The sequence below is a fragment of the Pseudogulbenkiania ferrooxidans 2002 genome (assembly GCF_000174355.1).
GTDB lineage: Bacteria > Pseudomonadota > Gammaproteobacteria > Burkholderiales > Chromobacteriaceae > Pseudogulbenkiania > Pseudogulbenkiania ferrooxidans.
Genome location: NZ_ACIS01000009.1, coordinates 96,227 through 121,720, shown reverse-complemented (window position 1 = coordinate 121,720; position 25,494 = coordinate 96,227). Strand labels below are relative to the sequence as shown.

Here is a 25,494-nt window from a genome sequence, read left to right as displayed (position 1 = left end):
CAGGTTGGCCGAAGCCCGCCTGGAGGGCCGTTTTCCGCAACCCTGCCCAGACGGCAGGGTTTCTGTTTTACGAGGACTAGCCCATGCCCCATCCCCTTCGCGTCGGCCTGGTCGGCTACGGCAGCGCCGCCAAGACCTTTCACGCTCCGCTGATTGCCGCCACCCCCGGCCTCGAGCTGGTCGCCGTTGCCAGCCGCCGGCCGGATCAGGTGCGCGCCGACTGTCCCTCGCTCGACGTTGAAGCCACGCCCGAGGCGTTGTTCGCGCGCGCCGACATCGATCTCGTCGTCATCCCGACTCCGAACGAAACCCACCATGCGCTGGCGCGCGCCGCGCTGCTGGCGGGCAAGCACGTGGTGGTGGACAAGCCGTTCACCGTCACCGTGGCCGAGGGCTGCGAGCTGGAGGCCCTGGCGCGGGATACCGGGCGCGTGCTGTCGGTGTTCCACAACCGGCGCTGGGACGCCGACTTCCTGACGCTGAAGGCGCTGCTCGACGAGGGCCGGCTGGGCCGCGTGGTGCAGTTCGAGTCGCACTTCGACCGCTACCGCCCGGAGGTGCCGCAGCGCTGGCGCGAGAGCGCGGCGAGCGCCGGCTCCGGGCTGTGGTACGACCTGGGGCCGCACCTGGTGGACCAGGCGCTGCAGTTGTTCGGCCAACCTTTGGGCATCGCGCTGACGCGCGCCACGCTGCGCGACGGCGCCGAGGTGGACGACTACTTCCACGCCCTGCTGCGCTACGAGCGCCTGCAGGTGATCCTGCACGCCAGCACGCTGACCGCCGAGCCGGGGGCGCGTTTCGCCGTGCACGGCACCGCGGCGAGCTACCTCAAGCACGGGCTGGACGAGCAGGAAGCCGCGCTCAAGGCCGGCCGGTTTCCGTCCGCCGCCGACTGGGGCCGCGACGAGCGCGACGGCATCCTCACGGTATGGCGTGACGGTCAACCCGGTCACGAGCGCGTGCCGACGCGGCACGGCGACTACCCGGCCTACTACGCGGCGCTACGCGACGCGATCCTGCATGGCACCGCCAACCCGGTGCCGGCGGGTGATGCCATCGCCGTGATGCGCGTGATCGAGGCGGGCTGCCGGAGCGCCGCGGAGGGAAGGGAAGTGGTATCGACCGACGAGGGAGCTGCCGTATGAGCCGGACCGACATCGACGCCGATCTCGCCCGCGTCGCGCTGCAGGAGCAGCGGTTGCAGTTCGGCCATTTCGACCACGCCAGCGCCTGGGAGCTGGGCTGCCGCCTGAAGGCCGCCGCCGAGGCGCGCCACGCCGCGCTGGCGCTCGAGATCCGCCTCGCCGGCGAGACCGTGTTCCTGCACACGATGGCGGGGACCACGCCGCTCAACGCCGACTGGGCGCGGCGCAAGCGCAACCTAGTCGAGCTGACGCACAAGAGCTCCTACGCCGTGGGGCTCGCGCTGCAGCGCGACGGCCAGACGCTGGAAGCCAAGCTGGGTCTTGCCACGCGCGACTACGCCGCGCACGGCGGCAGCTTCCCGTTGCGACTGACGGGCAGCGGCTGCATCGGCGCCGTCACCGTGTCCGGCCTGCCGCAGCGCGAGGACCACGCGCTGATCGTCGCGGTGCTGGCGGACTATCTCGGCCAGCCGCTGGCCGAACTGGCGCTGGAGTGAAACCCAAGCAAAAAGCCCGTCTGTGCGACGGGCTTTTTGCTGGCTGACGCTGGCTCAGGCTTCCTGCGGCTGCGCCTGGCTGGGCTTCACCGGCGCCGGGGCAGGGGCCGGCTCGGCGCCGTTGACCTGGCGGTAGAACGCGATCAGCTTGGCGGTCGAACTGTCGTGCTGGGCCGGGCCGCGCTTGCCGGCGAGCTCGGCGTGAATGGTCTTGGCGAGCTGCTTGCCCAGTTCCACCCCCCACTGGTCGAAGCTGTTGATGCCCCAGATCGCGCCCTGCACGAAGATCTTGTGCTCGTAGAGCGCGATCAGCGCGCCGAGGTGGCGCGGATCGAGCCGGCTCATCAGCAGGGTGTTGGTGGGGCGGTTGCCGCCGAACACCTTGTGCGGCACCAGCTTTTCCAGCGCCTCGCCCTCGAGCCCCTGCGCCGTCAGCTCGGCGCGCACCTCGTCGGCGGTCTTGCCGCGCATGAAGGCCTCGGCCTGGGCGAACAGGTTGGCGAGCAGGATCTCGTGGTGGCCGGGCAGCGAGCTGCAGTTCTCCAGCGAGGCGATCAGGTCGATCGGTGAGGTATGGGTGCCCTGGTGCAACAGCTGGAAGAAGGCGTGCTGGCCGTTGATGCCGGTCTCGCCCCAGATGATCGGTGCGGTCTCGAAATCCACCGGCTGGCCGTCGCGCAGGGTCTGCTTGCCATTGGACTCCATATCAAGCTGCTGGATAAAGGCAGGCAGGCGGTGCAGGTATTGGTCGTACGGGGCGATGACGTGGCTGCCGCCGCCATAGAAGTTGATGTACCAGATGCCGATCAGCGCCAGGATTACCGGCATGTTGGCGGCCAGCGGCGCGTTGCGGAAATGCTGGTCCATGCCGTGCGCGCCTTCCAGCAGGTCGAGGAAGCTCTCCTCGCCCAGGTAGAGCATGATCGGCAGGCCGATCGCCGACCACAGGCTGAAGCGACCGCCCACCCAGTCCCAGAACTCGAACATATTGGCCGGGTCGATGCCGAACTCGGCCACCGCCTGCTTGTTGGTGGAGACCGCGACGAAGTGCTTGGCCACAGCCTTCTCGTCACGCGCGCGGGCAACGAACCATTCGCGCGCGGTCAGGGCGTTGGTCAGGGTTTCCTGCGTGGTGAAGGTCTTCGACTCGATCACGAACAGCGTGGTCTCGGGGTGCACGCGTTTGAGCGTTTCCTTGAGCTGCGAGCTGTCGACGTTGGAGACGAAGTGCATGTTCATGCGCGGATGCGCGTACGGGCGCAGCGCCTGGCACACCATGAGCGGGCCGAGGTCGGAGCCGCCGATGCCGATGTTGACGATGTCGGTGATCGGCTGGCGCGTGTAGCCCAGCCACTCGCCGGAGCGCACGGCGTGGGCGAAACGGCCCATGCGCTCCAGCACGCGGTTGACCTTGGGCATGACGTCTTCGCCGTCGACCAGGATCGGGGTGTCGGCGCGGTTGCGCAGCGCCACGTGCAGCACGGCGCGGCTCTCGGTGACGTTGATCTTGTCGCCGTGGAACATGGCCTCGATCTGCTCCGGCAGGCCGGCTTCTTCGGCCAACTGCAACAGCAGGGTCAGGGTCTGGTCGCTGATGCGGTTCTTGGAGTAGTCGAGCGTCAGCCCTTCGGCTTGCAGCCAGTAGCGTTCGGCGCGCTCGGGATCGGCGGCGAACAGCTCGCGCATGTGCCAGTCGCGCGCGCGCGAAAAGTGGTTCCACAGGGTGCGCCAGGCCGGCAGTTGGGTGAGCTTGCTCACGGTACGCTCCTTGAATTTGGACGTTTCGACACGAGTCGGATAAACAGGGTCTGACAACCCGGGCCGGCGCTCGCGCCGCCCCGGGTTTTCGCGGTTTTAGAAGCCGTGGTGCAGGCCGATCACCAGCTCGCTGCTGGCGCGGTCATCGCTGCTGACCTTGCTGCGCAGGTATTCCGCCAGCAGGGCGGTGCGCTTGGAGAGGTCGTAGCTGGTGCCCAGCACGAACTCGTTGCGGCGCTTGTCGCTGACGTACTGGTAGTTGTCGGTGCGCAGCACCGAAGCGCGCAGCGCCAGACGGTCCGGCTTGTACTCGGCCAGCAGCATCAGGCTCTTCATGGCGACCGGATCGGCCGGCACGACGAAGGACGTGCTGCTGCCGGTGAGCGCTCCCGGCGTGGTGGCCGAGAGCCGGGAGTGGTTGTATTCCGCCGCCAGCGTCAGCCCCTGCAGCGGGGTGACCTTGCCCGCCGCCACCCAATCGTCGGCATGGCCGACGTTGACGTAGGGGGCCGAGGCATTGTTGACCAGGTCCTGGCGCTGGTAGCCGGCGTGCAGGCCGTAACTGGCGCCTTCGAAGTTGGCGCCCAGCGCCCAGGCGTTGCCGGCGGCGCTGCCCGAGCCCTTCTCGCCGGCCGCCCAACTGGCGGCGGCGTTGAACTGGCCGAACTTGGGCGTCTCGTACTTGACCGCGCCTTTCGAGTTGCCGGCGTCGCTCAGCCCCAGCACGCCGCCGACGCCGCGGTCCGGACCGTGGTCGCCCAGGTCGAAGAAGTTGGCCTTCCAGTAACCCTCGCCGTAGGCGTCGATACCGTGTCCCAGCTTGACCGCGCCGAAGCCGCCCGACAGGCCGACGAAGGTGTCGCCGGACGCGAAGGTATCACCGGCCTGGCCGCCGTCGAGGTGCACGTTGTTGTTCATCTGCCAGATGGCCTTGAGGCCGTCGCCGAGGTCCTCGCTGCCGACGAAGTCGATTTCGGAACCGAAGTCCTTGACGCCGTTGACATGGGTGCCGTCGACGTTGCTCTTGCGCTGCACGCCGGCTTCCATCTTGCCGATGATGCTGACGTCTGCCAGCGCAGCGCCGGAAAACAGCGACAGCACGGCAGAAACCAGCGCGACGTTTTTCACGTTCATGGTTTTGGTTTTCATCTTTCTCCTCCGCTCTTATTAGAAAAGGCACTGCATGCGATGGGTTCTCACCCGTCGCTTCTTCGAACCTGTTTACGAGCTGCTGCGCTTCGGCGATACGGCGTTAAAACCGTCTTCGGAATGCTCATTTACCGCTTGCAAACTCTGCTTCCTCAGCCGTTTTTGCCTTGTCTCGCTCTAGCTCGCGAGATCGTGAACAGGTTCTTCTTTGCCGGACTGACGAACAGGCTCTTTGCGGCCATTCGTTCAGTGGGGCGTTCACACTTCCGGCACGGCCAGCCCCAGCGCCAGGCTGATCTGGCGCGCCACGCCGGCCTCGTCGTGGTGGCCGGCCTCGGCCACCTCGGGCAGCAGCGCGGACAGGCGCGGGCTGGCGTTGGCCATGCGGAACGGATGGCCGACGCTTTGCAGCATCTCGACGTCGTTGAGGCCGTCGCCAAACGCGGCGCAGCGCTCCGGCGCCACGCCCAGGCGCGCCAGCAGGCGCGTCAGCGCGCGGCCCTTGCTGACGCCGGGGGCCATCACTTCCAGGTAGTCGGGGCGCGAGTAGGTCAGCGCCAGCGCGCTGCCGAAACGCTGGCGGATCGCCGCCTCGATCTCGGCCAGCCGCGTCGGCGGCGCGGTGTACATCAGCTTGGCCACGCCGTGGCCGGGATGCTGCGACAGGTCGTCGCACTGCTGGGAAAAGCCGGTCTCGGCGTCGCGGTGGACGTAGCCGTCGTGCAGGCAGCACAGCCCGCCCTCGTCCAGGTACAGGCTCAGCCGGGTGCCGTGCGCCAGGTCCGGCTGCAGCAGCGCGCGCACGTGCTCAGCCGGTACGTCGTCGGCGTGGAGCAGGGCGCCGTCGCTGCCGTGCACGCGCGCGCCGTTCGAGGTGATCAGGCTGATCGGCAGCTCCAGCGCGGCGGTGAGGTGCTGCACGTCGCGCACGTGGCGGCCGGTGGCGATGATCAGGTGCACGCCGCGTGCGGCGGCGGCGCGCAGGGTGGCGGCGGTGAACGGCGTGATGGTCTCGCGGGCATCCAGCAGGGTGCCGTCGAGATCGGAGGCGATTGCAGCGTACATGGCGGTTCTCACAGGGCTAGGTCGGGGTGGGGCGAGGCGTGCGGCGCCTCGCGTCGGCTCAACAGCGCGTCCACTTCGGCGCGGCTGGGCGGGTGGGCGCCGGCCCGCATGCAGGCGGCGGCCGCGGTGGCGGCGGCGAAGGGCAGCGCGTCCGCCGTGGCGGGCTCATCCAGCGTCGCCACGATCCAGCCCGCCAGGCTGGCGTCGCCGGCGCCGACGGTATCGGCCACCGTCACCTTGACGGCCGGCTGGTGCGTCGCCTGCTGCGCGGTGAGCAGGCGCAGGCCCTGGGCGCCCTCGGTGTAGAGGATGCGCAGCGTGGGGTTCCACTCCAGCAGGGTGGCCAGCGCGGCCTCGGTGGAGCAGTCGGGCAGCAGCCGCGCCAGATCCTCGTCGGAGACTTTGACGTCGCTGGCGAGGCGGATCATGTCCTCGAAGGTGGCGCGGTAAGCGTCGTCCATCAGATTGCGCCAGTTGGGGTCGAAGGTGATGCGCTTGCCGGCGGCGCGCGCGGCGCGGGCGATGGCCAGCAGCCGGCTCGCCAGCGGCGCGCGCGCCAGGCTGATGGAGCCGAAGTGGACCACCTCGGCCGCCTCCAGCCAGCCCGCCGGCAGGCGTTCGGCGTCGAACGCCAGGTCGGCCGAATCGCCGCCGGCGAAGAAGTAGCGCGGCGGGTGCTGCGACGGCACCAGCGCCAGGAACGGCGGCTTGGCGGCGCGCTGCAGAAAGCGCGGGTCGAGCCCGATGGCCAGGGTCGCTTCGGCCAACTCGTCGCCCAGATCGTCCTCGCTCACCGCGCCGGCGAAGGCCGCCGGCACGCCCAGGGCGGCGACGGCGCGCGCCACGTTCCAGCAGGCGCCGCCGACGCGGCTCGCCCAGACGCCGGGGGCGGTTTGCAGAAAGTCGGTGAGCGCCTCACCGAACACGACCACGCGGGGCAGTGGCTTCGTCATATCCTTACTCCACATCGAATCAGTTGAGGCCGCTTTGTTTCTGGCGCCACTTGTCCAGCATCACCGCCAGCACGATCACCGCGCCCTTGGCCACGTACTGCCAGAACGACGAGACGCCGAGGATGGTCAGGCCGTTGTTCATTACGCCGATGATCAGCGCGCCGACCACGGTGCCCCAGATCGAGCCGACCCCGCCCATCAGGCTGGTGCCGCCCAGCACCACGGCGGCGATGGCGTCCAGCTCGTAACCGGTGCCCCAGTTGCCGTTGGCGCCGTACAGGCGGCTGGCCGACATGGCGCCGGCGAGACCCGCGAACAGGCCGCTGATCGAATACACGAACAGCAGCACCCGGTTCACCTTGATGCCGGTGAGCCGCGCCGCCTGCGGGTTGCCGCCCACGGCGTAGATGTGCAGGCCGAGCACGGTGCGCTTGAGGACGAACCACGAGGCCACCACCACGGCGGCGGCGAGCCAGACCAGCCAGGGGATGGCGAACAGGTTGCCGTTGCCGATCCACTCGAAGCTCGGGATGTCGCTGTTGAGCACCGTGGTGCCGTCGGCGAACAGGTAGGCCGCGCCACGCAGCGCGGTCATGGTGCCCAGCGTCACCACGAAGGGGTTGATGCCGAGCATGGCCACCATCGAGCCATTGAGCACGCCCATCGCCAGGCCGGCCACGATGAAGGCGGGCAGGGCCAGCAGCGGGGCGTGGCCGGGCAGCGAGGTGAGCATGCCCAGCACCGCCGCCACCGCCAGCATCGAGCCCACCGAGAGGTCGATGCCGGCGGTGAGGATGACGAAGGTCATGCCCGAGGCCAGTACCAGGTTGATCGAGGTCTGGCGCAGGATGTTGAGGCTGTTGTCCAGCGTGATGAAGTTGGTGCTGCCGTCCTCGCTGAAGTGCAGCGTGAGCAGATAGAAGGCGGCGTACAGCACGACCAGGACCGGCAGCATGCCGACCTTGCTGTAGAGCCGGCCCAGGCTGAAGCCGGCCGGTTTCGGCGCGGCGAGCAGGCCGGCCGGGGAATTCGGGCTCGAAGTAGTCATCGCTTGTCTCCTTGATGTGTCTTGTGCGTCAGGCCGCCTCGTGGGTGGCGAGCGTCATGATGGCTTCCTGGGTCACAGCCTCGCCCGCGAGTTCGCCGGCGAGACTGCCTTCGCGCATCACCAGCACGCGGTGGCACAGCCCGATCACTTCGGGCAGCTCGCTGGAGATGCAGATCACTGCCACGCCCTGTGCCGCGAGTTCATGGACGATGCGGTAGATCTCCACCTTGGCGCCGATGTCGACGCCGCGCGTGGGCTCGTCGAGGATCAGCACCTTGGGCTTGATCGCCAGCCAGCGCGCCAGGAGCAGCTTCTGCTGGTTGCCGCCGGACAGCCCGCCGACGATGCCCTCGGTGCCGGAGACTTTCACCGCGAGCCGGTCGATGGCCTGCTGCGTCAGCTTCTTCAGCGCCGGGTGGTCGAGCACGCCGGCGCGCGCGTGGCGCCCCAGCACGTTCATGGTGGTGTTGGCGGTGGCCGAGAGCTGCAGGAACAGGCCCTGGCCCTTGCGGTCTTCCGGCAGGTAGCCGATGCCGAGGCGAATGGCGTCGAGCGGCTCGCGGATGGCCACCTCGCGCCCGTCGAGCAGGATGCGCCCGCTGGTCCTGGCGTCGGCGCCGAAGATCAGGCGCGCGAGCTCGGTGCGCCCGGCGCCGACCAGCCCGGCCAGTCCCAGTACCTCGCCGGCGCGCACCTTGAGCGAGGCCGGGCGCACCCGGTGGCTGCCCAGGTCCTGCACCTCGAGCCGCACCGGCCCTGCGCCGACCTCGCTCTTGTGCTGGTAGAAGTCGTTGAGCGGCCGCCCGACCATCATCTGCACCACCTTCTGCGGGGTGCTCTCGGCGCGCGTCATGCTGCCGACGTAGCAGCCGTCGCGCAGCACGGCGATGCGGTCGGCCAGGCGGTTGACCTCTTCCATGCGGTGGCTGATGTAGATCAGCGCGATGCCGTCGTCGCGCAGCTGGTGGATCACCTCGAACAGCCGCTCGCTTTCGCGGTCGGACAGCGCGGCGGTGGGCTCGTCCAGGATCAGCACGCGGCTGTCGTGGATCAGGGCGCGGGCGATTTCCACCTGCTGCTGGTCGGCGATACCCAGGCGGTGTGCCGGGGTGGTGGCCGAAAAGCGCGCGCCCAGCCGCGCCAGCACTTCCTCGGCGCGGCGGTTCATGGCCTCGTGATCGATGCGGCCGAAGCGGGCGCGCGGCTCGGCGCCCATGAAGATGTTCTCGGCCACGGTGAGGTTGGGCGCGACCGCCAGTTCCTGGTAGATCAGGTTGATGCCGGCGGCGCGCGCGTCGGCGGGCGAGGCGATGCGCACCGGCTTGCCGTCCAGCCGGATTTCGCCCTCGTCCGGCTGGTAGACGCCGGACAGAATCTTCATCAGCGTGCTCTTGCCGGCGCCGTTCTCGCCCATCAGCGCCAGCACCTCGTGGCGGTAGGCGGTGAGCCGGACCTGGTCCAGCGCCTTGTTGGCGCCGAAGCGCTTGCCGATGCCCATCATTTCCAATGCGATCGAGCTCATGACGACTCCTGTTCATCCCGCAGGATGACGGCGGAGGGGATGGCTCCCCTCCGCGTTGCTCGGGGCCGGTTCACGCCACGGCGGGCAGGCCGCCGCGGCGCGTGCCGGGGCTCAGTGCTGGGTCCAGCCGGTGTAGCTGGCGACGTTGGCCTTGGTCACGGCCGGGGTCGGCAGCAGGACCTGGCTCTTGGCCGGGCGCTTGCCGTTGAGGATGTCGTAGCCGATCTGCACCGCCATCGTGGCCATGGTGTACGGGTTCTGCGCGGCCGAAACGGCGAACAGGCTCTTCTTGTCCTTGAGTGCCTTCTCGGCGTCCGGGGCGCCGTCCACGGCGGCGATCAGCTTCACGTCGCTGCGGCCGGCCTGCTTCACCGCCAGCTCGGCGCCGATGCCGGTCGGGTCGTTGATGGCGAACACGGCGTCGATCTTCTTGTGCGCGGTCAGCAGGTTGGCCATGGTTTCCATGCCGCCGTCGCGGCTGCCGTGGGCGTCCTGGTTGTCTGACAGCAGCTTGATGCCCGGGTAGTTGCCGAGCACCTTCTTGCAGCCGGCCACGCGCGCGCTGACGGCGGTCACCGGCGGGCCGTTGACGATCACCACGTTGCCCCTGCCGCCCAGCTGTTGCGCCATGAACTTGCAGGATTCCGCGCCGGCCATGGCGTTGTCGGACATTACCGTGGCATCGGCGCCGACCGCGCCGACGTCCACCGCCACCACGGCGATGCCGGCGGCACGGGCCTTCTTCAGCACCGGCTCGATGCCCATGGGGTCGGAGGCGTTGACCAGGATCACGTCCACCTTGTTGGCGATGAAGTTCTCGATCTGGCCGACCTGGGTGTTGAGGTCGTACTTGCTGGAAACGGTGGTGACCTTGACGCCGGGGCCGCCGATCTTCTTGGCGGCATCCTCGGCACCCTTGCCGATGGCGACGAAGAACGGGTTGGCGAGGTCGCCCACGGCGACGCCGACCGATTTCAGCGGACGGGCGGCGAAGGAGGGGGCGGCGAGGCCGGCCAGTACGGCGGCGGTCAGGACGGTGTAGCGAAGGTTCATGGTGTGTCTCCGTGTCGTGTGTTGTGTGTGGTGCTACAGCTGAACGTACTTTTGCTACAAGGTGATGGCATCGGCGCGCCGCGTGATTGGCGCGTCAGCCGGGTTTTTGGGCGAAGTTCTCCCCCTGGCGCCGGCGTGGGTGCCCTGTCGATGCGAAATCAATGTAGTTTGATTACAAGGTTGGCCGAAAAAAAAGGCCGCAGCCAAGTCCCGCCATCCGCGGCCCGGCTGGGCCGGGTCGGGAGGGCGGGGTGGTCGGGTGGACCGGATCAGGCTTGCAACGGTTTTTTCAGCAGGCGCAGCAGGACCGCGGTGGTGACGGTGCCGGCCACCAGCGCCACCAGGTACATGCCCAGGTGGCTCACGGCGTTGGGGATCGGCAGCACGAAGATGCCGCCGTGCGGGACCTTCAGCTCGGCGCCGGAAGACATCGAGATCGCCCCGGTCAGGGCCGAGCCGGCGATCAGGGCCGGGATCACGCGCAGCGGGTCACGCGCCGCGAACGGGATGGCGCCTTCGGTGATGAAGGAGATGCCGAGCACGCCGGCGGCCTTGCCGGCTTCGTGTTCGTCGGCGGTGAAGCGGTCACGGAACAGCATGGTGGCCAGCGCGATGCCGAGCGGCGGGGTCATGCCGGCGGCCATCACCGCGGCCATCGGGGTGTACACCTGGCTTGCGATCAGGCCGGTGCTGAAGGCGTAGGCCGCCTTGTTGAGCGGGCCGCCCATGTCGAACGCCATCATCGCGCCCAGCAGTGCGCCCAGCAGCAGCGCGCTGCTGCCCTGCATGCCCTTGAGCCACTCGGTGAGCACGGCGAGCGCGGACGCTACCGGGTTGCCCACCACGTAGATCATCAGCAGGCCGACCAGGAGCGAGCCCAGTACCGGCAGGATCAGCACCGGCTTGAGGCCGTCGAGGTTGCGGCCGAGCTTGATGTGGCGGTTGAGCCAGTCGGTGCCGTAGCCGGCGATGAAGCCGGCGATGATGCCGCCGAGGAAGCCCGAGCCGAGGCTCGCGGCCAGCATGCCGCCCACCATGCCCGGGGTGATGCCGGGGCGGTCGGCGATGGAGTAGGAGATGTAGCCCGCCAGCGCCGGCACCATCAGCGCGAACGCCGACTTGGCGCCAATCTGGAACAAGGCCCAGGCCAGCGTGCCCTTGTGGGCGTCGTCGAAAGCGTAGATGCCGCCCAGCGCGAAGGCGATGGCGATCAGGATGCCGCCCGCCACCACGAACGGCAGCATGAACGACACCCCGGTCATCAGGTGCTTGTAGGCGCCGGTACGCTGGGCCTTGGCGGCCTCGGCCGGCGCGGCCTGGGCGGTGCTGCCGGCGGCCTTGGCCGAGGCGTGCTCGGTGGCCTCGGCGATGGCGCGCTTCACCAGCGCGGCGCCGTCGTGGATGGCGGCCTTGGTGCTGCTCTGGAACAGGCGCTTGCCGGCGAAGCGGCTGGTGTCGACCTGGGTGTCGGCGGCGATGATGACGAGGTCGGCGCGGCGGATCTCGTCCGCGCTCAGGGTGTTCTGCGCCCCGACCGAGCCCTGGGTCTCGACCTTGACGCGGTGGCCCAGCTGTTTCGCCCCCTGGGTTAGGCCCTCGGCCGCCATGAAGGTGTGGGCGATGCCGGTGGGGCAGGAGGTGATGGCGACGATCTCGAGCGCGGCGCTGGCGGCTTGCGCGGGGGCGGCCGGCTCGGCGCGTTGCGGCGCGGCGGAATCCTGCAGCGCGCTGGCGATGACGCCGTCGGCATCGGCCAGCACCGCTTCCAGCGTGGCGACGTGGCAGCCGCGCAGGGCGAAGCGCTCGGACTCGGCTTCGCCTTCGCCGACCAGCACGATGGCGTCGGCGCGCTGGATCAGTTCGTCGGACAGGCGCGCCTGCACGCCGTGCGTGCTGCGCGTTTCGACCTCGATGCGGTGGCCCAGGCGCTCGGCGCCGTGGCGCAGCGCCTCGCCGGCGAGCAGGGTGTGGGTGGTGCGTTCGGGGCAGGATACCACTGCCAGTAGGTGTGCCATCTGTGTCTCCTCCATCTCGGGGCGTTGTAGCCCGCGTAGTTATCGTGCTGCCGGGTAATCGGGTGGGGCTAGGCCACCAGTTGCGCCAGATCGACGCGGGCCGCCAGCGCTTCCACCTCGGCGGCGGCCGGCAGGTGAGGGCCGACCTGCGCCAGCTTGCCGGCGGCAAACGCCACCGCCAGCCGCGCGGCGTCCGGGGCGCTGCGTCCGCCGTAGCGGGCGGCGATCAGGCCGGCCACCAGCGCGTCGCCGGCGCCCACGGTACTGGTCAGCGCCACCTTGGGCGGGCGGGCCAGCCAGACGCCCTCGCTGCCGGCGAACAGCGCGCCGTCCTCGCCCAGCGACACCACCACTTCGGCGATGCCGCGCGCGCGCAGCCGGGCCACCTCGTCGCTCACCTCGTCCAGCGTCGCCAGCTCGCGGCCGACCAGCTGTTCCAGTTCGTGGCGGTTGGGCTTGATGCAGGCGGGCAGGGTGGCCACGCCGTCGGCCAGCGCCGCGGCCAGCGCGGCGCCGCTGCTGTCGAGCACCACGTGCGCGCCGTACTGGCGCAGGCGACCGGTCAGCACGGCGTAGCAGTCGTCGCCCAGCCCGGCGGGCAGGCTGCCCGCCAGCACGAAGCAGCGCCCCGGTTCGGCCAGGTCGTCGAGCTGCTGCAGCAGCGCCTCGAAGGTGGCGCGCGCCACCGGCTCGGCCGGCAGGTTGACGTCGGTGGTGCTGCGGTCCGTGCCGTCCACCAGCTTGATGTTGACGCGGGTGGCGCCGTCGTGACGCACGAAGCGGTCGTTGATGCCCTTGTCGGCGAACAGCTGCTCGAACGCCGTGGCGTTGTCGCGGCCGAGAATGCCGGTGGCGATCACCGGAATCGCCCAGTCGGCCAGGCAGCTGGCGACGTTCACGCCCTTGCCGCCGGCGTTGATCTGCGACGAGCGTGCCACGTTGACCGCGCCCGGCTGGAGCTGATCGAGCATCACGGTCTGGTCGATCGCCGGGTTGAGCGTGACGGTGACGATGGGGCGGGTCATGCCACGTCTCCTTCCAGCGCGCGCACGTCGGCGGCGCTGTCGCACTCGAGGGCCTGGCGCGCCAGCTCCAGCAGGGTGCTGTGGGTGGCGGCGCGCAGGCGCGCCTTGACCGCCGGGATGTCGCGCGGGCTCATCGACAGCTCGTGCACGCCGATGCCGGTGAGGATGGCGGCGCCGAGCGGGTCGCCGGCCAGGCCGCCACAGACGCCGACCCACACCTGGTGGCGGCGCGCGCCGTCCACGGTCTGCTGGATCAGGCGCAGCACGGCCGGGTGCAGGCTGTCGGCCTCGCGCGCCAGTTCCGGGTGCTGACGGTCGATCGCCAGCACGTATTGGGTGAGGTCGTTGGTGCCGATGGAGAAGAAATCGACGTGTTCGGCCAACCTGTCGGCCATGGTCGCCACCGCCGGCACTTCCACCATGATGCCGAGCGGCACCTGCGGCGCGTTCAGCTCCTGGCGGATGCGCTCGCAGTGGGCGCGCAGCGTGCGTACTTCGTCCAGCGAGGTCACCATCGGGAACATGATCGACATCGGGCCGTGCGCCGCGGCGCGGTACAGCGCACGCAGCTGCGGCTCCAAGAGGTCGGCGCGACGCAGTTGCAGGCGCGCGCCGCGCACGCCGAGGAACGGGTTTTCTTCGCGCGGCAGGTCGAGGTAGGGCACCTGCTTGTCGCCGCCGATGTCGAGGGCGCGGATGATCAGGGTGCGGCCCTGCAGCGCCTCGATCATGGCGCGGTAGGTGGCGTACTGCTCTTCCTCGTCCGGCGCGCTATCGCGCTCCAGGAACAGGAATTCGGTGCGCATCAGCCCGACGCCCTCGGCGCCGGCGGTGAGCGCCTCGGCCACTTTTTCCGGGCGGTTGACGTTGGCGGCGATCTCGACGCGGTGGCCGTCGCGGGTCTGCGCCGGCAGCGCGCGGTCGGCGGCCTGGCGCGCGTCGCGCTCCTGCTGCTCGGCCAGCCAGCGCCGCGCCGAGGCCAGGTCTTCGGCGGACGGGTCGAGGTAGAGCCGGCCGCCGTGGCCGTCCAGGATCACGGTGGTGCCGTCCGGCACGTCGAGCAGCGCGGCGCCGCCGGCCACCAGCGCCGGCAGGCCCAGGGTGCGCGCCAGGATCGCGGTGTGCGAGGTCGGGCCGCCCTGCGCGGTGCACAGGCCGAGGGTGCGCGTGACGTCCAGCGTGGCGGTGTCGGACGGCGCCAGGTCGGCGGCGATCAGGATGGTCTCGCCGTTGCCGTTGACGCCGTTGCTGCCGGTGTCGGCGCTGGGGTCGAGCTTGGCCAGCACGCGGCGGCCGACGTCGCGCAGGTCGGCGGCGCGCGCCGCCAACAGCGGGCTGCCCAGCGCCGCCAGTTTGCCGGCCTGCTGTTCCACCGCCTGATGCCAGGCCCAGGCCACGCCGTGCTGCTGCACCATGAAGCGGCAGGTCAGCGTGATCAGCTCGCTGTCGTTGAGCAGTTCGGCCTGGGCGCGGAAGATGCCGGCCTCGGCGGTGCCGAGACGGCGCGCGGTGTCGAGCGCCAGCTCTTCCAGTTCGTCGCGGGTGGCGACGAGCGCGGCTTCCAGCTCGGCGCCGCCGTCGATCAGTTGGCCCGGGCGGTCTTTCACGTCGACGGCGTGCGCGCGCAATTGACGCGTGGTGCCGATGGCGAGCCCCGGGCTCGCGCTGATGCCGCCGATCGAGGGCAGCGCGCCGGCCGGCGCCCAGCCCTGGCGGTTGGCATTCTTCTGTTTCAGCGCGGCGGCGGCGGCGTCGGCCTGCTCCTGCGCGGTGATGCGCGTCATCACGTCGCGCAGCGTGGCCAGCGCCTGCTCGGCTTCCGGGCCGGAGGCCGACACGTGCAGCTCGTGGCCGTGCTGCAGGCCGAGCTGCAACAGCCCGATCAGGTTCTTGCAGTCGGCGCTTTCCTGATGGTTGCGCACCAGCACGTCGGCGTCGAAGCGGCGCGCGGTTTCCACCCACAGTGTGGCGGGGCGGGCGTGCAGGCCGTTGGGGTATTCCATGGTCCAGCTGAAGTGGTGCTCGTGGTCGGCCACCGTGGCCACGGCCGCTTCGGCCACCACGGCATCCTCGCCGAGCGCCGCCAGCAGCGGGGCCGGGTCGTTGGTGCCGAACAGTGTTTGCAGCTGTTTTTCATCCTGCAGCAGGCGGGTGAGGCGGCGCAGCAGGGTGATGTGTTCGTCCGACTGGGCGGCGATGGCCACCACCAGGTGCACGCGCTGTCCCGGGTTCCATTCCAGGCCGCCCGGAATCTGCAGCACCGCCACGCCGGTGTGGCGGATCAGGTAGCGGTCTTCGATCATGCCGTGCGGAATGGCGACGCCATGGCCGAGGAAGGTGTTGGCGACGGTTTCACGGCGCAGCAGGCTGTCGATGTAGGCCGGGTCGATATAGCCGGCCGACGCCAGCAAATGCCCTGCCTCGGCGATGGCGCCATTCTTGTCGGCCGGGCTCGCTCCGAGCCGGACCAGTTCGGCCGGAATCAGCGGTAGTGGCATGGTGTCTCCTCACTCTTTGCCTGAAACCTGTCCAGGGGGCTGCGGCACGGGCTTAGCCGGGGGTGCCGACAGCGGCAGGTTCATCATTGATGTGTAGCAATTGAAATCGATTACATTTTGGCTGTCAATCGTCTTATGCCAACAACCGATGGCGAAATCCTTGGCTGTGGCCATTTTTGAGACAACCATGGCAAGACAAGGGGCTTGCGTAGTGACGCGATTTCAGCGACGATCACGCGCAATACAGGAAATCGATATCAGGACACCATGAGCGCCAAAATCAAGGATGTCGCCGCCGCCGCCGGGGTCTCCGTCGCCACCGTCTCGCGGGCATTGGGCAGCGGGCCGGTCAGCGCGGCCCTGCGCCAGCGCGTCGAAGAGGCCGCCAAGCAGCTGGGCTACCGGCCCAACCTGTCGGCGCGCCGCCTGCGTTCGCAGCACACCCAGACCGTCGGCCTGATCGTGTCGGATATCCGCAACCCGTTCTTCACCGCCGTCAGCCGCGCGGTCGAGGATGCCGCCTACCAGGCCGGCATGCGGGTGATCCTGTGCAACACCGACGAGAACCCCGACAAGGAAGCGATGTACCTGCGGCTGATGGAGGAGGAGCGCGTCAGCGGCGTGATCTTCTCGCCGACGCGCGACACCGCGCGCCGCCTGCGCCCCGACGCCTACGATTTCCCGGTGGTGATGATCGACCGCGCCGGGCCGGCCGGGCAGGCCGACGCCGTGGTGCTGGACAACCGGCTGGCGGCACGGCAGCTGGTGGAGCACCTGGTGGCGCAGGGCTATCGCCATATCGGCGGCCTGTTCGGCAATACCAGCAGCACCGGCGCCGAGCGCCACGCCGGTTTCGAGGCAGCGCTGGCGGCGCACGGCCTGGCCGGGGAGGGGCGCTTCATCGCGCCGACCGCCGAGGCGGCCGAGGCGGTGGTGACACAATGGTTGGCCGAAGAGCAGCGTCCCGACGCGCTGATCGCCAGCAACGGCCTGTTGCTGCTGGGGGCGCTGCGCGCGCTGCAGCGCGCCGGGTTGTCCTCACCCCACGACCTGGCGCTGGCGGGCTTTGACAACGAGGTGTGGACCGGCCTGGTCGGCAACGGCCTGACCGTGATCGAGCAGCCGGTGTACGAAATCGGCCGCACCGCGATGGAGATGCTGCTGAGCCGGCTCGACGACCCCGGGCTCAGCATCCGCAGCGTGGTGCTGGCCGGCCGCCTGCTGGTGCGCGGTTCCACCAGCCCGCACCCTTCCGCCTAGCGCCGCCACGGCGTCTTCGGCCAACCCTGAACCCCCGCGGGAATCGCTATCCGGCGGGGGGGCCGTCTGTTCGGGACGCGAAAGGCGTCGTCCCTTCACTTCGGCTTGACGTGATTCACCACCGCAGCCTCATGGCCGAAGAACACGCCGCGCGTCGAGAAGGTGTAGTTCGCCTCCGCCTGCATCAGCCCCACCAGCACCAGCAAGCACAGGGGGGGAATCAGGATGGCGTAGACCAAGGCCAGCCGCTCCCAGCGCAGGTGCATGAAGACGCTGACGATCAGCCCCGCCTTCAGCAGCATGAACGCCACGATCAGGAACCAGCGCAACAAGCCCTGGAGATGGAAGTAGTCGACCAGGTAGGACAGAGTGCTGAGCACGAACAGCAGGCCCCATACCTTCAGATACAGGCCGATCGGGTGTTGCTGGCCGGATGCGTGTTCCATGGCGTCACCTCACCACAGGTAGAAGAAGGCGAAGATGAAGACCCACACCAGGTCGACGAAGTGCCAGTACAGCCCGGCGATTTCCACGATCTGGTAGTTGCCGCTCTTCTCGTAGCGCCCCCCCAGCACCTTGAGCGCGACGGTGGCCAGATAGATCACCCCGGCGCTGACGTGCAGGCCGTGAAAGCCGGTGATCATGAAGAAGGTCGAGCCGAACTGCGGCGCACCCAGCGGGTTGCTCCACGGCCGCACCCCTTCCTCGACGATCAGGTGGGTCCATTCGAAGGCCTGCAAGCCGACGAAGCACGCGCCCAGCGCTGCCGTGGCCAGCATCAGCGCCGCGCACTTCACGCGCTCGCGGCGGTAGGCGAAGTTGACCGCCATCGCCATGGTGCCGCTGCTGCTGATCAGGATGAAGGTCATGATGGCGATCAGGATCAGCGGGACCGCCGTGCCGCCGATGGTGAGCGCGAACACCTCGCTGGGATTGGGCCAGGGAACGGTGGTGGATATCCGCACCGTCATGTAGCCGGTCAGGAAGCCGCCGAAGATGAAGGTGTCGCTGAGCAGGAACACCCACATCATCGCCTTGCCCCAGGGCACCTTGAAGGCTTCGCGGTCGCCCGACCAATCGACCACGACCCCCTGCCAGCCGGCAGCGGACGTGAGCGGGGGCTCGGGAGGGGATGATTTGCGCTGTGCCATGATGGCCTACCTCGCAAAAAGAACAGGCTCGGCCCAACCCGGATGGCGGGTAAGGTCACGTCCCCCTTGTTGTCATGCCGGCACGCCGGCAGCGTACCCGCGCACGGCGGGCTTCAGGCGCTGCTGCAGATGGCCAGGATGGTGGCGGGCGGCACGATGAACAGCAGCCCGAGCAGCACCAGCCACAACGCCAGCAGAAAGTGCCAGTAGCGGGCGCACAGTTCGACGGCCAGCAGCCCGTCCGCCGTCACGTCGTTGTGTCCCACCCGTCTTATGGTCATGCCCCAGGCGACCAGCCCGCCGATCAGGTGGATGCCGTGCAATCCGCTCAGCAGGTAGAAGAAGCTGCTGGCCGGGCCGCTGGCGATGACGTAGTCGAGCGCGGTCAGTTGCCGCCACAGCCACAGCTGGCCGGCGAGAAACGCCAACGCCAGTACGCCGCCCAAAAACAGCCCACCCCTCATGCCGGCGCGCCGGCCGTGCCGGCCGGCCACCTGGGCCCACTGCAGGGCCGCGCTGCTCAAGAGCAGCAGCGCGGTGTTCAGCCACACCGTCGGCAGAGTCGGCAGCCGCTGCCAATCCGCGTAGCCCATGCGCACGATGTAGGCGTGCAGAAACTGGGCGAACAGCACCGTTACCACGCCCATGAACACCCACAATGCCGGCTTGCCCGCGCTCGGCATGCCGTCCCGTGCCCCGCCCGCGTCGTGGCGGGCGCTCTGCGCTAGGCTCATGTCTTTTTCCTCCCGCGCCGAGGCGCCGCCTTGACCACTGTCTGGTCGTGGTCATCGCCGCCGCCCGCCACGGCGCTGTTCTGCGGCACGAAGTCCTGCGCCATGCCCGGCACGCTGTAATCATAGGCCCAGCGGTGCACCTCCGGCTGCTCCGCGCCCCAGTTGCCATGTCCCGGTGGCGTCTCCGGGGTCTGCCATTCCAGCGTGGTGGCGCGCCACGGGTTGCTCCCCGCCGGCCGCCCGCGGAACGTGCTGTGGACCAGGTTGTAGAGAAACACCAGTTGGGTGACCCCCACGATCAGCGCTGCCACCGTGATGAAGGCATTGAGCTGCTGGGCCGAGGCAGGAATGAAGGCGTAGTTGTCGTAGGCGTAATAGCGGCGCGGCATGCCCAGGATGCCCAGATAGTGCATCGGGAAGTAGATGGCGTAGGTACCGAGGAAGGTCACCCAGAAGTGGAGCTTGCCCAGGGTCTCGTTCATCAGCCGCCCGGTCACCTTGGGAAACCAGTGGTAGAGGCCGCCGAAGATCACCAGGATCGGCGACACCCCCATCACCATGTGAAAGTGGGCGACCACGAAATAGGTGTTCGAGAGCGGGATGTCGACGCTGACGTTGCCGAGGAACAGCCCGGTCAGGCCGCCGATCAGGAAGGTACTGATGAAGCCGATGGCGAACAGCATCGGCACCGAGAGGTGGATATCGCTGTGCCACAGCGTCAGCACCCAGTTGTAGACCTTGATCGCGGTGGGCACCGCGATGATCAGCGTGGTGGTGGCGAAGAAGAAGCCAAAGTAGGGGTTCATGCCGCTGACGAACATGTGGTGCGCCCACACCACGAAGCTCAGCGCCCCGATCATCACGATCGCCCACACCATCATGTGGTAGCCGAAGATCTTCTTGCGGGAATGGGTGCTGATCAGGTCCGAGACGATGCCGAAGGCGGGCAAAGCCACGATGTACACCTCGGGATGGCCGAAGAACCAGAACAGGTGCTGGAACAGGATGGGGCTGCCGCCCTTGTAGCTCAGCGCCTGCCCCATCGACACGATGGCCGGCATGAAGAAACTGGTGCCGAGCACCTTGTCGAACAGCAGCATCACGCCGCTGACGAACAGCGACGGAAACGCCAGCAAGGCCATGATGGTGGCGACGAAAATGCCCCACACCGTCAGCGGCATGCGCATCAGCGTCATGCCCCGGGTACGCGCCTGCAGCACCGTGATCACGTAGTTCAGCCCGCCCATGGTGGCGGCCACGATGAAGATCAACAGCGAGACCAGCATCAGGATGATGCCCCAGTCCGAACCCGGCGTGCCGGGCAGGATCGATTGCGGCGGGTACAGTGTCCAGCCCGCGCCGGTGGGGCCGCCGGGCACGAAAAAGCTCGCCATCAGCACCAGCACCGCCAGCAGGTAGACCCAGTAGCTCAGCATGTTGAGCAGCGGAAACACCATGTCGCGCGCGCCCACCATCAGCGGAATCAGGTAATTGCCGAAGCCGCCGAGAAACAGCGCGGTAAGCAGGTAGACCACCATGATCATGCCGTGCAGGGTGACGTACTGGTAGTAGTGGTTGGCGTCGATGAAGGCGAAACGGCCCGGAAAGCCCAGTTGCAGCCGCATCAGGTTGGACAGCACCAGGGCCACCATCCCGACGGCGATCGCGGTGATCGTGTACTGCACCGCGATCACCTTGTGATCCTGGCTCCACACGTAGCGGGTCCAGAAACTGTGCGGTTCGTGATGCTGCTCGGCTGAGGAATACGCCATCACACCCTCCTGCTGTCAATCTTCGGTCCGGGTCCGCTCAGGGCGTCCCGGCTTGTGCCACGGTCTTGTCCGACAGGGTCTTCATGTAGGCGATCAGCGCGGCGAGCTCCGGGTCGCTCAGGCTGAACGGGGGCATGATCGCCGGATAACCGTGCACGATCTTGGCGTTCGGTGTGCGGATCGACTCGGCGATATAGGCAGGGTCGACCTGCACGGTACTGCCGTCGGCCAGGGTCTCGGTCTTGCCGTACAGGCCTTTCCAGCTTGGGCCGACGCGGGCGCTGCCGTCGTCGCTGTGGCAGGCCACGCAACCCCGGCTTTGCGCCAGCAGCTTGCCCTGCGCCGGCAGGGCGGCACCGGTCGCCGCGACCGGCGTGCGGGTGGCGCCATGGGCAAAGGTCGACTGTCGGCCAAGCCAGGCCTGAAAAGCCGCGGGCTCTTCCACCACCACGTAACCGCGCATGTTGAAATGGCCCACGCCGCACAGCTGCGCGCAGAGAATCTCGAAGCGGCCGGTCCGGGTCGGGGTAAACCAGAAATGGGTCACCATGCCGGGGACCAGGTTCATGCGCGCGCGGAAGGGCGGCACGTAGAAGTCGTGCAAGACGTCCTGGGAGCGCAGCAGAACCTTGATCGGCTTGCCGACGGGCAGGTGGACCTCCGAGTTGAGGATCAGGACGTCATCCTGGCCGCGAGGGTCGTTGGGGGCCAGTCCGAGCGGATTCTCCGCGCTCACAAAGCGGCTATCCGTGACCCCCAGCCGGCCATCCCGGCCGGGGAAGCGGAAGCGCCACTGCCACTGCTGGCCCACCGCCTCGAACACCAGGGAATCTGCGGGGGGATCGATATAGGCGGCGTAGACGAACAGGCCAGGGGCCAGCATGGCGATGATGCCTACTGCGGTCAGGCCGGTCAGCCAGCCTTCCAGCTTCTTGTTTTCCGGATCGTGGGCGGCGCGGTGGCCGTCGCGCTGGCGGAAGCGGATCAGGCAATAGGCGATGAACAGATTGATGGCGATGAAAAACGCCCCGGTGATGGCGAGGGTGATCATCAGCGTGGTGTCGATCTGTCCCCAGTTGGAGGCCAGCGGCGTGAGCCACCACGGACTCAGGAAGTGAAACAGGACGGCAGCGGCGACCAGCGCCATCAAGACGATTGCGAGTGCCATAGGGTATCGGTCCTGCGTAGTTCTCCTCGCGGAACACCCCGGTCCGGCATGAGGGACGACAGTCACGGGCCGCAGGCTCCAGCGGCGCAGGGCGGGTGAGTGGCCGGCCGGCTTCATCGCGCCAGGCAAGCTATCCGGATCGACGACATTTCCCGGCCTGGCACAGCAGTCGATGCAACGGACCCCGCGGCGCCTGACCGTTGCCCCGTGTTCGACAGGGCCTGGCCAGGCGTGCCCGGATCCGCCATTCCAGTGGTTTCAACTTAGCACATTGTGGGCAAAGGGCACGGATGCGATCGGCGCGCCGGGTGTGGCGCGGCGGATTCACCGCGGCAGCGGGGTGGGGCGGCCAGGGCGATGCGGGATTGAGAGTGGGCGGGTTTGGGTCTATAAAATGACTTCAAGGTAGTGATTTTCAATCGCAATCCGGGAGGTGGCGCCATGCGCAAACGGATTTATTACCTTATTCCCGACTTGGCCAATGCCCAGCGCCTGATGAACGACTTGCTGCTGGCGCGCATCGAGGAAAAGCACATCCATTTTCTCGCCAAGGAAGGCGTCGATCTGTCCAGTCTCCACCGTGCCAACCTGTTCCAGGAATCGGACATCGTCCACAGCGCGGAGATGGGCTTGATCATCGGTGGGGCCACCGGCTTGATTTCGGGACTGGTGGCCGCCTTGTTCATCCTGGTCGACACCGGCCTGCCGTGGGGCGGCGTGGTGCTGGTGACCTTCCTGATCGGCGCCGTGTTCGGGCCTTGGGCGGCAAGCATGATCGGCTGTTCGGTGCCCAACAGCCGGCTCAAGCCGTTCCGCGAGGCCATCGACCGTGGCCAGATCCTGCTGATGGTGGATGTGCGGGCGGCCGAGGTCGAGGATATCGAGAACTTGCTGCGGAAAATTCATCCGGAAGCCCATCTGGAAGGTGTCGAACCGACGATTCCTGCCTTCCCCTGAGTCTCGTTTTGCCGCCGCCGGCGTCAGGCGGCCGGCGGGAGGCGTGTCGTCCAAACAAACGGCGGGGCCGTGCGGCCCCGCCGTTGTCACGTTAGTCTGGGCGGCCGCTTGGGCGATCGTACCCGCGGCGGGCGCCTTGCCACGTGTTTCTCACCGCGGCCGTCACGTTGCGTTTTTCGCCGTCGCAGCAGGCGCAGCGTCTGGGCCGGGGTAGGGCGTGATGCCCGCGCAGCGATGGGCCTGCCTCGCCGTGGCGGTGCTGCGGTGGTGGTCAAGGTTGGCCGAAGCCCTGGTCACGGCGCGGCATCGATCTGCGCCAGCGCGCGGCGGATCGACTCCGCGTCGTCCGGCCTGACCAGTCGCGTCACTTCCTGGCCGTCGCGCAGGAAGATCAGTGTCGGCCACAACTTCACCCCGAACGAGCGCCCCAGCCGCCGCCCCCTGCCATCCTCGATCTTGATGTGGCACACGGCCTGATGGGGGGAGAGCGCGGCGGCGATCAATGCTTGCGCGGCCTGGCAGTGGCCGCACCACGGCGCGCCGAATTCGAGCAGGACCGGGCCGGTCATCGCGTCGATCTCGGCGCGTGACGGTTCGTTGTCGGCATAGAGGGTGTTCATGAGCATGTTCTTTCCTTGGAACCTGTTTACGATCTGCGGCGCGTCGGCGATACGGCGTTAAAAACGTCTGCGGAATGCTCATTTACCGCTTGTAAACTCCGCTTCCTCAGCCGTTTTCGCCTTGTCTCGCTCTAGCTCGCGAGAACGTAAACAGGCTCTTACGACAGGCCCTGCTAGGAGCGGCGGGCGATGCCGTGCGCCTCCACTTCCACCAGCAGGTCGCTGCGGCAGACGTCGGCCTGCACATACACGGCCCGGATATCCCGGCCGATCAGTTGCTCCAGCGTGGCGCGCACCTTGGGGTAGTCGGCAGCGTGACGGATATAAACCCGGTAGTCCAGCCCGGCCAGGGTGTAACCAGCGGCCGGCGCCAGCCGGCTGGCCTGCTCGACCAGCACGGCGATATTGGCCACCGTTTCCCGGGTCTGGGCCACCACATCGTCGATGTGCACGGTGCCATGGCCGACGATGCTGGCGGTGCCGGAAATGAACAGAATGTCGTGCCGGCCGCTGTTGGCGATGGCGGCACGGGTAAAGGTGGGGCTGCGTGGCCCGTATTGCCGTGGATACTCGAAAGCGCTGATCTGGCGCGGATTCTCGATACCGCGCGCGGCCTGGCGCGCCGCCAGGAAGGCAATGCTCAGCGGACCCTCGGCCACGCCCAGCGCGCAGGCGGCGGGGCTGCTGTCCACCGGCCGCGCGAAGTCGGCAAACGCCTGGTGACGGCCGATGTTGAACTGCCGGTAGCGTTCCAGTCCGTGTTCCATCTCATTGATGCGCGGCACGTAGTTCCACACCCGCCACAGGTGCGGGAAGCCTTCGGCCTCCAGCAGCGAGAACAGCTGGCGGTAGGCTTTTTCCGCGGCCAACTGCAAGGCGGTGCCGGTGTCGCTGCCATGGCCCTCTTCCAGTTCGATCACGCCGTAGAGCAGGTCCTCGTTGGCGCTGAAGCGGGTGTCCTGGAGGCGGCCGCGGCGACAGGGTGTCGCACTGTGCCAGTATTCGTGCAGTTGTTGCATGCCGCCCAGCAGAGGCATGCGTACCCGCTGTACCGGCCAGGGCAGGGCTGGCGCTGGATGATGCAGGCTACTCATACCCAGGATACCGGCGTCCGCGGGGAGCGGCTGCCCGCCGCAGGCGGAAGGATCACACTGGAAAAACTGCAAGCTGGTGTCTGGACTCATGATGCGGATGTTTCGGCTGCAACGGCGAAATGGTGAATGGGGTAGGGTGGGCGGCTCAACGCGGCGGCGGCAGGCTGCCGCCTCGGGCATGGGCCTTCAGGCCGCTCAGCCAGGCTGTGCCCAGCCCTAGCAACGTGCCGGCCAGCACGTCGAGCGCCACATGCTGCTTGACCGCCATGGTGGAATAGGCGATGGCCACGCACCAGACGATGTTGAGCCATTCGAGGCCGCGGCCCAGCTGCAGCAGCCGGATGCGCCAGTGCAGCCAGAGGGCGGAAAAGACGGCGGTGGCCACGTGCAGCGAAGGAAAGGCATTGCCCGCGGTGTCGACATTTTTCAGAAAGGCCACGCCGGGATACTGCTTCCAGTCGATATCGGCCGGCGCGATGGCGTTGGGCCAGAAATAGAATACCGCCAGCCCCAGGAGGCAGGGCAGGGCAACCCGAAAACCGTACTCGACAATTTCACGCCGGCTCAGCATCAACACCGCTGGCATGGAAACATAGGCCCACAGCGACAGGTAAATCGGCAATGCCCATGGCTGGAAGCCGAGCAACTGGTCCAGCCGCGTGGCGGGAATGATGGTGACCGCGGAGGCCGGGTGCCGCAACAGGTACACATAGCCGACAAAAAATACCGAGGTGAAGCCCATGGTGCCGAACATCTTGAACCAGAAGTGAGCCAGAATGGTGGCCATGATCCCGGTCTGGCCGGGGGGCTTGCTGATCACTCCCTTGTTCAAAACGGCTCCTTGGAAAATGGTGTCCGGGCAGGGTCGGTGGTATGCCGATGGGAATATTTGTTATACTCCCCGATTGGATTTTCCGCGTGCGCGCGCAGACTTTAGCTGGTGTCGGAAAGGCATGTCGAAAGGTTATACCCATGACATGTTTCAATCGGCAGGGCGATGATACCGAAAC

Annotated in this window: 22 protein-coding genes; 4 read left to right on the top strand and 18 right to left on the bottom strand. The window is 68.0% G+C overall.

The window, feature by feature from the left end:
• Window positions 1–83: 83 nt before the first annotated feature.
• Together FURADRAFT_RS16090 and FURADRAFT_RS16085 are read left to right on the top strand one after the other, a co-directional pair.
• Window positions 84–1,145 (top strand): oxidoreductase, encoded by a 1,062-nt coding sequence (locus FURADRAFT_RS16090; protein ID WP_008955221.1) that lies wholly within the window; start codon window positions 84–86, stop codon window positions 1,143–1,145.
• On the top strand, window positions 1,142–1,642 hold the full coding sequence (locus tag FURADRAFT_RS16085; RefSeq protein WP_008955220.1) for a heme-degrading domain-containing protein: 501 nt from the start codon (window positions 1,142–1,144) through the stop codon (window positions 1,640–1,642). The genes FURADRAFT_RS16090 and FURADRAFT_RS16085 overlap by 4 nt, the downstream gene beginning before the upstream one ends.
• 54 nt (window positions 1,643–1,696) lie before the next feature.
• On the opposite strand, the gene pgi is transcribed toward FURADRAFT_RS16085, so the two are convergent.
• From pgi to ptsP, 10 genes are all read right to left on the bottom strand, one after another.
• Window positions 1,697–3,400 (bottom strand): glucose-6-phosphate isomerase, encoded by a 1,704-nt coding sequence (gene pgi, locus FURADRAFT_RS16080; RefSeq protein WP_008955219.1) that lies wholly within the window; start codon window positions 3,398–3,400, stop codon window positions 1,697–1,699.
• 96 nt (window positions 3,401–3,496) lie between these two features.
• Window positions 3,497–4,549 carry a porin gene (locus FURADRAFT_RS16075; RefSeq protein WP_008955218.1) on the bottom strand — a complete coding sequence of 351 codons (1,053 nt, stop codon included), beginning with the start codon at window positions 4,547–4,549 and terminating at the stop codon, window positions 3,497–3,499.
• A gap of 258 nt (window positions 4,550–4,807) precedes the next feature.
• Window positions 4,808–5,614: a Cof-type HAD-IIB family hydrolase gene (locus tag FURADRAFT_RS16070; protein WP_008955217.1), complete on the bottom strand. Its 807-nt coding sequence runs from the start codon at window positions 5,612–5,614 to the stop codon at window positions 4,808–4,810.
• A gap of 8 nt (window positions 5,615–5,622) precedes the next feature.
• On the bottom strand, window positions 5,623–6,567 hold the full coding sequence (locus FURADRAFT_RS16065) for a carbohydrate kinase family protein (protein ID WP_008955216.1): 945 nt from the start codon (window positions 6,565–6,567) through the stop codon (window positions 5,623–5,625).
• A 19-nt stretch (window positions 6,568–6,586) separates the two neighbouring features.
• Window positions 6,587–7,615, bottom strand: coding sequence for an ABC transporter permease subunit (locus tag FURADRAFT_RS16060; protein ID WP_008955215.1), 1,029 nt, complete (start codon window positions 7,613–7,615; stop codon window positions 6,587–6,589).
• A 28-nt stretch (window positions 7,616–7,643) separates the two neighbouring features.
• On the bottom strand, window positions 7,644–9,137 hold the full coding sequence (locus tag FURADRAFT_RS16055) for a sugar ABC transporter ATP-binding protein (RefSeq protein ID WP_008955214.1): 1,494 nt from the start codon (window positions 9,135–9,137) through the stop codon (window positions 7,644–7,646).
• Between the two features lie 111 nt (window positions 9,138–9,248).
• Window positions 9,249–10,190, bottom strand: coding sequence for an ABC transporter substrate-binding protein (locus FURADRAFT_RS16050; RefSeq protein ID WP_008955213.1), 942 nt, complete (start codon window positions 10,188–10,190; stop codon window positions 9,249–9,251).
• A 269-nt stretch (window positions 10,191–10,459) separates the two neighbouring features.
• Window positions 10,460–12,205: a PTS fructose-like transporter subunit IIB gene (locus FURADRAFT_RS16045; RefSeq protein ID WP_008955212.1), complete on the bottom strand. Its 1,746-nt coding sequence runs from the start codon at window positions 12,203–12,205 to the stop codon at window positions 10,460–10,462.
• Window positions 12,206–12,273: 68 nt separating this feature from the next.
• On the bottom strand, window positions 12,274–13,230 hold the full coding sequence (gene pfkB / locus FURADRAFT_RS16040; RefSeq protein WP_008955211.1) for a 1-phosphofructokinase: 957 nt from the start codon (window positions 13,228–13,230) through the stop codon (window positions 12,274–12,276).
• Entirely contained in the window at window positions 13,227–15,728 is a 2,502-nt protein-coding gene (ptsP, locus tag FURADRAFT_RS16035; RefSeq protein WP_008955210.1) for a phosphoenolpyruvate--protein phosphotransferase, read from the bottom strand. Before ptsP ends, pfkB begins: the two co-directional genes overlap by 4 nt.
• A 267-nt stretch (window positions 15,729–15,995) precedes the next feature.
• Here ptsP and FURADRAFT_RS16030 point away from each other — a divergent pair, with 267 nt between their 5' ends.
• A complete protein-coding gene (locus FURADRAFT_RS16030) occupies window positions 15,996–16,988 on the top strand; it encodes a LacI family DNA-binding transcriptional regulator (RefSeq protein WP_008955209.1) in 993 nt (330 codons plus the stop codon).
• A 95-nt stretch (window positions 16,989–17,083) separates the two neighbouring features.
• Here FURADRAFT_RS16030 and FURADRAFT_RS16025 read toward each other — a convergent pair whose 3' ends face one another.
• The 5 genes from FURADRAFT_RS16025 to FURADRAFT_RS16005 form a co-directional block, all read right to left on the bottom strand.
• Entirely contained in the window at window positions 17,084–17,434 is a 351-nt protein-coding gene (locus FURADRAFT_RS16025) for a cytochrome C oxidase subunit IV family protein (RefSeq protein ID WP_008955208.1), read from the bottom strand.
• 9 nt (window positions 17,435–17,443) lie between these two features.
• A complete protein-coding gene (locus FURADRAFT_RS16020) occupies window positions 17,444–18,139 on the bottom strand; it encodes a heme-copper oxidase subunit III family protein (RefSeq protein ID WP_008955207.1) in 696 nt (231 codons plus the stop codon).
• A gap of 113 nt (window positions 18,140–18,252) precedes the next feature.
• Entirely contained in the window at window positions 18,253–18,873 is a 621-nt protein-coding gene (locus FURADRAFT_RS16015) for a cytochrome c oxidase subunit 3 (protein ID WP_008955206.1), read from the bottom strand.
• The gene (gene ctaD, locus FURADRAFT_RS16010) at window positions 18,870–20,645 is read right to left on the bottom strand and encodes a cytochrome c oxidase subunit I (protein WP_008955205.1); all 1,776 of its coding nucleotides are present in this window, start codon (window positions 20,643–20,645) and stop codon (window positions 18,870–18,872) included. The genes FURADRAFT_RS16015 and ctaD overlap by 4 nt, the downstream gene beginning before the upstream one ends.
• 37 nt (window positions 20,646–20,682) lie before the next feature.
• Complete coding sequence (locus tag FURADRAFT_RS16005; RefSeq protein WP_008955204.1) at window positions 20,683–21,813, bottom strand: cytochrome c oxidase subunit II; 1,131 nt, start codon at window positions 21,811–21,813, stop codon at window positions 20,683–20,685.
• A 441-nt stretch (window positions 21,814–22,254) separates the two neighbouring features.
• Between FURADRAFT_RS16005 and FURADRAFT_RS16000 the strand changes: the two genes are divergently transcribed.
• Window positions 22,255–22,770: a hypothetical protein gene (locus FURADRAFT_RS16000; protein WP_008955203.1), complete on the top strand. Its 516-nt coding sequence runs from the start codon at window positions 22,255–22,257 to the stop codon at window positions 22,768–22,770.
• A gap of 293 nt (window positions 22,771–23,063) precedes the next feature.
• Here FURADRAFT_RS16000 and FURADRAFT_RS15995 read toward each other — a convergent pair whose 3' ends face one another.
• From FURADRAFT_RS15995 to FURADRAFT_RS15985, 3 genes are all read right to left on the bottom strand, one after another.
• Window positions 23,064–23,396, bottom strand: coding sequence for a thioredoxin family protein (locus FURADRAFT_RS15995; RefSeq protein ID WP_008955202.1), 333 nt, complete (start codon window positions 23,394–23,396; stop codon window positions 23,064–23,066).
• 167 nt (window positions 23,397–23,563) lie between these two features.
• Window positions 23,564–24,484: a chorismate transformation enzyme, FkbO/Hyg5 family gene (locus FURADRAFT_RS15990; RefSeq protein ID WP_236261612.1), complete on the bottom strand. Its 921-nt coding sequence runs from the start codon at window positions 24,482–24,484 to the stop codon at window positions 23,564–23,566.
• Between the two features lie 145 nt (window positions 24,485–24,629).
• Window positions 24,630–25,316: a phosphatase PAP2 family protein gene (locus FURADRAFT_RS15985; protein WP_008955200.1), complete on the bottom strand. Its 687-nt coding sequence runs from the start codon at window positions 25,314–25,316 to the stop codon at window positions 24,630–24,632.
• Window positions 25,317–25,494 lie beyond the last annotated feature (178 nt).

Bases quoted from the DNA above. Each gene is read 5' to 3' on its own strand.
- FURADRAFT_RS16015 (WP_008955206.1), bottom strand. From the start codon at position 18,873: ATGAGCCTAGCGCAGAGCGCCCGCCACGACGCGGGCGGGGCACGGGAC.
- FURADRAFT_RS16045 (WP_008955212.1), bottom strand. From the start codon at position 12,205: ATGGCACACCTACTGGCAGTGGTATCCTGCCCCGAACGCACCACCCAC.
- ctaD (WP_008955205.1), bottom strand. From the start codon at position 20,645: ATGGCGTATTCCTCAGCCGAGCAGCATCACGAACCGCACAGTTTCTGG.
- pfkB (WP_008955211.1), bottom strand. From the start codon at position 13,230: ATGACCCGCCCCATCGTCACCGTCACGCTCAACCCGGCGATCGACCAG.
- FURADRAFT_RS16050 (WP_008955213.1), bottom strand. From the start codon at position 10,190: ATGAACCTTCGCTACACCGTCCTGACCGCCGCCGTACTGGCCGGCCTC.
- FURADRAFT_RS16060 (WP_008955215.1), bottom strand. From the start codon at position 7,615: ATGACTACTTCGAGCCCGAATTCCCCGGCCGGCCTGCTCGCCGCGCCG.
- FURADRAFT_RS16030 (WP_008955209.1), top strand. From the start codon at position 15,996: ATGAGCGCCAAAATCAAGGATGTCGCCGCCGCCGCCGGGGTCTCCGTC.
- ptsP (WP_008955210.1), bottom strand. From the start codon at position 15,728: ATGCCACTACCGCTGATTCCGGCCGAACTGGTCCGGCTCGGAGCGAGC.
- FURADRAFT_RS16025 (WP_008955208.1), bottom strand. From the start codon at position 17,434: ATGGAACACGCATCCGGCCAGCAACACCCGATCGGCCTGTATCTGAAG.
- FURADRAFT_RS16000 (WP_008955203.1), top strand. From the start codon at position 22,255: ATGCGCAAACGGATTTATTACCTTATTCCCGACTTGGCCAATGCCCAG.
- FURADRAFT_RS15990 (WP_236261612.1), bottom strand. From the start codon at position 24,484: ATGAGTAGCCTGCATCATCCAGCGCCAGCCCTGCCCTGGCCGGTACAG.
- FURADRAFT_RS16085 (WP_008955220.1), top strand. From the start codon at position 1,142: ATGAGCCGGACCGACATCGACGCCGATCTCGCCCGCGTCGCGCTGCAG.
- FURADRAFT_RS16075 (WP_008955218.1), bottom strand. From the start codon at position 4,549: ATGAAAACCAAAACCATGAACGTGAAAAACGTCGCGCTGGTTTCTGCC.
- FURADRAFT_RS15995 (WP_008955202.1), bottom strand. From the start codon at position 23,396: ATGCTCATGAACACCCTCTATGCCGACAACGAACCGTCACGCGCCGAG.
- FURADRAFT_RS16090 (WP_008955221.1), top strand. From the start codon at position 84: ATGCCCCATCCCCTTCGCGTCGGCCTGGTCGGCTACGGCAGCGCCGCC.
- FURADRAFT_RS16020 (WP_008955207.1), bottom strand. From the start codon at position 18,139: ATGGCACAGCGCAAATCATCCCCTCCCGAGCCCCCGCTCACGTCCGCT.
- FURADRAFT_RS16070 (WP_008955217.1), bottom strand. From the start codon at position 5,614: ATGTACGCTGCAATCGCCTCCGATCTCGACGGCACCCTGCTGGATGCC.
- FURADRAFT_RS16065 (WP_008955216.1), bottom strand. From the start codon at position 6,567: ATGACGAAGCCACTGCCCCGCGTGGTCGTGTTCGGTGAGGCGCTCACC.
- FURADRAFT_RS16055 (WP_008955214.1), bottom strand. From the start codon at position 9,137: ATGAGCTCGATCGCATTGGAAATGATGGGCATCGGCAAGCGCTTCGGC.
- FURADRAFT_RS16005 (WP_008955204.1), bottom strand. From the start codon at position 21,813: ATGGCACTCGCAATCGTCTTGATGGCGCTGGTCGCCGCTGCCGTCCTG.